Consider the following 5,877-nt stretch of genomic DNA (forward strand, 5'->3'; position numbering starts at 1 on the left):
CGGCGGCGAGAGACAGAGAGTTGCAGTTGCGCGTGCCCTTATAAACGATCCAAAGCTAATACTTGCCGACGAGCCTACAGGAAACCTTGATCCTGCAAATGCCGTTATGATTGGAGAACTGCTTTTTTCAATGGCGGAAAAATATAAAAAGACACTGGTCCTTGTAACTCATGACATGGCACTGGCTTCAAAGGGCGACAAAATTTATTCAATAAAGGACGGAATGCTCAATGAAAAGTAGCGCGTCCATCTTATATGCTTACAGAATGCTTTTTCCTAGAACCGGCAAAAAGTCAAATGCCCGCAGAAGCCTTACGGGAGCGTTTTTATGCATTGCAATAAGCCTTGTTCCTCTTGTCATGATTCTGACAGTTTCCAACGGAATGATAAAGGGAATGACCAGCAGGATGATCGGCCTTTCAAGCTCCCATTTAAGCGTTATTCTTCATCCTGACATTGAAGAATCCCAGTCGCCTCAAAACCTTATTAAACTGTCTGAAAAAATGAACAAAATTGACGGAGTGACAAATGTCTTTCCAGAAATTCAGTCAATTGGACTTGCCGCCGGAAAAAAAATCCGGACAGGAGCTGCAATCCGCGCAGTCGAAAATGATATTTTTTCAAAAAACACCGCCTTTTCTGCGCTTTTTGAAATTGTAGAGAGTGTTTCTGGAATAAAAAAAGCGCCGGATATTCGCCTTGAAGAAGGGAAAAATGCCGTAATCGGAAAAAAAATTGCCGAAAGCCTTGATTTGCACGCAGGGGATGAGTTCAGGCTTATTACGACGAGAATTCTCCCTTCCAATAAAATTGTTCCGAAAATCACGAAATTCAGAATTTCAGCAATAGTTTCGAGCGGCTATCAGGAACTTGACGCGCTGTGGGTTTTTATTCCTCTGAATACAGGTTTTTCGATTCTTCCGCTTCGCTCAAGCCAGACGATGATTGGAATTGAAACTAAAGATGCTTTTTCTATTGAGCTTGATAAAATTTCTTCAAAAATTGAAAATCTTGCTCCTGCTTTTACGCGCGTTTACAGATGGGATGAGATAAATGCTTCTCAATACGAAAATTTTTCATCAACCCAGATTATGCTTCTTTTTATCATGCTTTTGATTGTCCTTGTTGCTTCGGTAAATATTTCAAGCGCGCTTGTCATGCTCGTGATGGAACGGAAAAAGGAAATTGCGATTCTAAAAAGTCTTGGCGCTTCTCCTTCTGGCATAACCTTTTCTTTTTTAATCACAGGCATGTCGACGGGTTTTATGGGAATTCTTGCAGGAATTCCTGCAGGGCTCCTATGCGCAGTAAATTTTGATTTGATTCTTGGCTGGATTGAAAATATCCTTACTTTTGTAAAAAAAGCGGCTTTTCTTGTTTCGGGGCACGATGTTTCGGCTGTTTCGCGTCTTCACATCCTTGATCCTGCGTTCTATCTCCAAAATATTCCGCTTTCAATTCCCTTAGTCCAGATTACAATAATTGCCTGCGGAACTCTTGTTCTTTCGCTTTTTGCAAGCGCAATTCCTGCAATAAAAGCAGGCCAGGAAAAACCGATTGAAAGTCTAAAGAAAATATAGGCAATTCCTTTTTTTTTATTTTTGAATTATACTTAGGCTTTGGTGTATTTTTAATGATTTGTGATTTTTGTAAAAAGCAGGATGCCGTAGTTTTTATAGAATTGAACGGTGACGGAGGAAAAAAGCACATAAACCTTTGCCGTGAATGTGCCGCAAAATCCGGAATTACAGGCGATCCAAAATCCATAACTTCGATATTCAAGGAACTGACCAGCATTTCCAGGCAGATTTCGGAAGCAGACAAAAAAGCCTGTCCTGTCTGCGGCACTAAGCTTGCCTTGATCAAGTCGTCAAAAAAAGCCGGCTGCCCTGAATGTTATTCAATTTTTAAAAATGAAATCAGGGAGCTTCTAGGAAAAGAGGGCATAAAAGGTTCTTATTCAGGAAGAATGCCAAAAAGGCTTGCTACTTTCCGTTCCGTTTTAACTGACAGAATTGCGCTTCAGGGAAAACTTGAAGAATCTCTCAAAAACGAGGATTACGAAAAAGCAGCTGTCTACCGCGATTATTTAAGGGCTCTGGAAAAATCCCCGGTAAATGGAAACGACGATGAGTGAGAAAAATATTTCTGAGAATGTTTCTGGTTGCGGAGAGTGGTATTCGATTCCAGGACCTTTGTCCGACGTTGTCTGTTCAACAAGAGTCCGTTTGGCAAGAAATCTAGCTGATTTTCCTTTTCCCGGTCATTTTAAGTCTGACGATTCGGTTCGTGTCCAGACTTTGATTTTTGACGCGTTTTTAAAAAGCGAAAAATCGGATTCGTATCAGGCGCTTGCCGTTGCAGGAATTGATCCTTTGAACGCAGGACTTTTGATTGAAAGGGGGCTTATTCAGCCTTCGACCTTGAATTCTCCGGGCGGCGGTCTTGTAATGCGCATAAACGGAAAAAAAGCAAATTCCGGTCTTGTCTGCACGATTAACGATGAAGACCATGTCCGCATAAGCTGCTTTTGTTCGGGGCTTGACTGCGATACAGCTTTTAAAAATTGCCTGGAAGTTGATGAGCTTTTGCAAAAAAGCCTTCAGTTTGCGGCTAGCTACGATTTTGGCTACCTTACGGCAAATATAAAGGATTGCGGAAGCGGAATGAAACTTTCTGCGCGTGTCCATCTGCCGGCAATGGCATTTTTGGGCGAAATAGGCCCGTTTTTTGAGTCAATTGTTTCCAAGGGCGTTATTGCAGGCCCTGCTTTTTCTTCTTTTGTAAAGGCAGGAGCAGGAATTGGAAATTTTTATCAGTTAAGTTCAAATCAGGCTGGAACTGGAAGCGAACTTGAGCAGCTTATAAATTTTACCGCTGTTTTAAAGCAAACTGTCGAACTTGAGCGAAAATGCCGCGAATCAATAATAAAAAAACGGGCTACGGAAATAACCGACAGAATCGTAAAGGGATTTTCCGTTGCAAAGTTTTCGCTTTTGATTGATTTGAGAGAGGCCCTGATGATTATTTCCGACATAAAGCTTGGAAAAGACATCGGACTGTTAAAAGGAGTTGATGATATTTCCTTAACTCCGCTTATATATCGCGTGCAGGAATCGCATTTAAAGACTGTGCTCAAGAGCGGAAATTTTAACTTTCCGCCTGATATTTCTGACAATACAGAAAAACAGACAGAACGGCTTCGAGCCCTGGTTATTCAGGATACATTTGAAAAATTGGAATTGATAAAATGATGAATATGAAAAGAATTTCTCCACGACTTCAAAAAGTTTTTATTGCAGCCCAGGAAGAAGGCAGAAAATGCGGCTCAAGCGAACTTATGCCTGAACATATTCTTCTTGCGCTTTTAAAGTCCGCCGACGGACTTGGATATATAATGCTTCAGGATTTGAGGATAAACGTCTTAACATTGCAACTGGCGGTTGAGCAGGCGGTTGTTCCTCGTCCAGGCGCCGCAAGTCTTTCAGAGCTTCCGCCTTCGCGCAGGCTCCGTACTGTCATGGACATTGCCGCCCTCGAATCAAATTCGCTTAGAAATGATTATATTGGAACAGAGCATTTTATGATTGCGTCATCTCGCGAAGAAAACAGCGTTGCCAGCAATTTTTTTGCACGCGCTGAACTTAACATAAACGATATTCGCGAAGCGGCAAGGGTTGTCCAGTTTCATTTTCATTCAAGCGCACAAATGAACGGAGACACTCTGGGAAGCACATTGCAGCGTCTTGTAGATGATGCAAAAAAAGAAACAATTTCCCAGTTTGCTTTCGGTTCTGCCCAGAACGCTCAAAAACGCGGTCAAAAAAACGGTTCTTTTCTTGCAGAATTTGCACGGGATTTAACGCAGCTGTCGCGGGAAAATAAACTTGATCCTGTTGTTGGAAGAAAAAAAGAAGTTGAAAGGCTTGTTCAGATTTTAAGCCGCCGCACAAAAAACAATCCTGTCCTTGTAGGAGAGCCTGGAGTCGGAAAAACTGCTGTTATCGAAGGTCTTGCTGCAAAAATTGCAAAAGGAGAAGTTCCTTTCAATCTCATAAAAAAGCGGCTTTTGGCTTTGGATATGGTCGCTGTAGTTGCTGGAACTAAATTCCGCGGTGATTTTGAGGAAAGAATGAAAAGAATCATGAAAGAAATAAAAGAGGATGGAAATATCATTCTTTTTATCGACGAGCTTCATTCAATAATCGGCGCTGGCGGTTCTGAAGGAGGAATGGACGCTTCGAATATTTTAAAACCGGCATTGAGCCGCGGCGAAATTCAAATTGTCGGCGCAACTACGACAAAAGAATACCGCAAATACTTTGAAAAAGATTCAGCCCTCGAGCGCAGGTTTCAGATTGTAAAAGTTGATGAGCCTTCTGTATCTGATACGATTGAAATTCTGAACGGATTAAAGCAAAAATACGAAGATTTTCATGGCGTTGTTTATGACGATGGCGTAATTCCTGCAATTGTAAAATTTTCCGAGCGTTATATTCCTGAAAGATTTTTGCCGGACAAGGCGATTGATATTCTTGATGAAGCCGGAAGCGCAAAAAAAATTTCAGGAGAAAGCAGGCCTGTAGAACTTGCTGAGCTTGAAAAGGCGATTGATGAATTGTCTACCGAAAAAAAAGAACTTGTCGCAAAACAAAATTACGAAAAGGCAGCGGAAGTCCGTGATAAAGTAAAGAATTTAAGGCTTAAACTAGAAGAATTTTCAGAGCTCTGGCAGAGCAACTCCTGCGGTCTAAAAAAACACGTTGCTGTTGACGACATTTGCAAAATAATTGCTTCGATAACAGGAATTCCTCTTGAGCAGCTAGACTCAAACGAAGCCGGCCGTCTTTTAAAAATGGAGGATCATCTTCACAAAAATGTAATCGGACAGGACGAAGCGATAAAAGTCTTAAGTTCTGCAATCCGCAGAAGCAGGGCAGGCGTAAGTTCTCCAGACAGGCCTTTGGGTTCATTCATTTTTCTTGGACCTACAGGCGTCGGAAAAACTCAGCTCGCAAAATCTTTGGCAGAATTTCTGTTCGGCTCAAAAGACGCGCTTATCAGAATCGATATGTCGGACTATATGGAAAAGCACAATGCAAGCCGTTTAGTTGGAGCGCCTCCAGGATATGCCGGCTTTGACGAAGGCGGAATTTTAACGGAAAAGGTTCGGCGTCAACCGTACAGCGTTGTTCTTCTCGACGAAATTGAAAAAGCTCATCCGGATATTTTTAACCTTCTGCTGCAGCTTCTCGAAGAAGGAGAGCTGAGCGACAATCTTGGACACACGGTAAATTTCAGAAACACGGTTATTATTATGACCGGAAACGCAGGCGCTAGACAGATAAATTCTGAGCACAGGCTTGGATTTAATTCATCTCCAGACGGAATTTTGCCATATAACGAGATTAAGGCGAACGCCCTTGAAGAATTAAAACGAATTATGCGCCCTGAGCTTCTGAATCGTGTTGACGATGTTGTTGTTTTTGATGCGCTGAACAAAGAGCAAATTTCGAAAATTCTCGATCTTCAGATTAAGGAGCTTGAAACCCGGCTTTCTGACAAAAATTTGACGCTTACGATAAAGCCAAAGGCCAGAAACTACCTTGTAGAACACGGCTACGATGCAAACCTCGGAGCACGCCCAATGCGCCGTCTTATCCAAAGCGAAATTGAAGAGCAGCTTTCGATACTCATTTTGGAAGGAAAGGCTACAGAAAACAAGAAAATAACTGTGGATTTTTCAAAAGATAAGCTTATTGTAAAAATTGAAAACCCGCAGAAAAAACTAGAAATAAAAAAAATAAAACAAAAAGTAGAAGCACAATAATTTTTGTGCAGAATAAAAAAAAAGGAATGTAAGATAAAAACAGCCGA

The 5,877-nt window shown here is 41.6% G+C and carries 5 protein-coding genes; all 5 read left to right on the plus strand.

All coding sequences use genetic code 11. From position 1 onward, the window contains the following. The coding region (locus B3Y13_RS00235; RefSeq protein WP_296691886.1) for an ATP-binding cassette domain-containing protein at positions 1-241 on the plus strand (241 nt) is incomplete at its 5' end. Between the two features lie 25 nt (positions 242-266). After that, positions 267-1,580 carry an ABC transporter permease gene (locus B3Y13_RS00240; RefSeq protein WP_296668619.1) on the plus strand — a complete coding sequence of 438 codons (1,314 nt, stop codon included), beginning with the start codon at positions 267-269 and terminating at the stop codon, positions 1,578-1,580. Positions 1,581-1,633: 53 nt separating this feature from the next. Then, positions 1,634-2,137 (plus strand): UvrB/UvrC motif-containing protein, encoded by a 504-nt coding sequence (locus B3Y13_RS00245; protein ID WP_296022588.1) that lies wholly within the window; start codon positions 1,634-1,636, stop codon positions 2,135-2,137. Further along, positions 2,130-3,254 (plus strand): hypothetical protein, encoded by a 1,125-nt coding sequence (locus tag B3Y13_RS00250; RefSeq protein ID WP_296022589.1) that lies wholly within the window; start codon positions 2,130-2,132, stop codon positions 3,252-3,254. Before B3Y13_RS00245 ends, B3Y13_RS00250 begins: the two co-directional genes overlap by 8 nt. A 5-nt stretch (positions 3,255-3,259) precedes the next feature. Continuing rightward, positions 3,260-5,830 carry an ATP-dependent Clp protease ATP-binding subunit gene (locus B3Y13_RS00255; protein WP_296022657.1) on the plus strand — a complete coding sequence of 857 codons (2,571 nt, stop codon included), beginning with the start codon at positions 3,260-3,262 and terminating at the stop codon, positions 5,828-5,830. Positions 5,831-5,877: the final 47 nt, after the last annotated feature.

It is taken from the genome of Treponema sp. UBA7567 (assembly GCF_002476655.1).
In the GTDB taxonomy this organism is placed as follows: domain Bacteria; phylum Spirochaetota; class Spirochaetia; order Treponematales; family Treponemataceae; genus Treponema_D.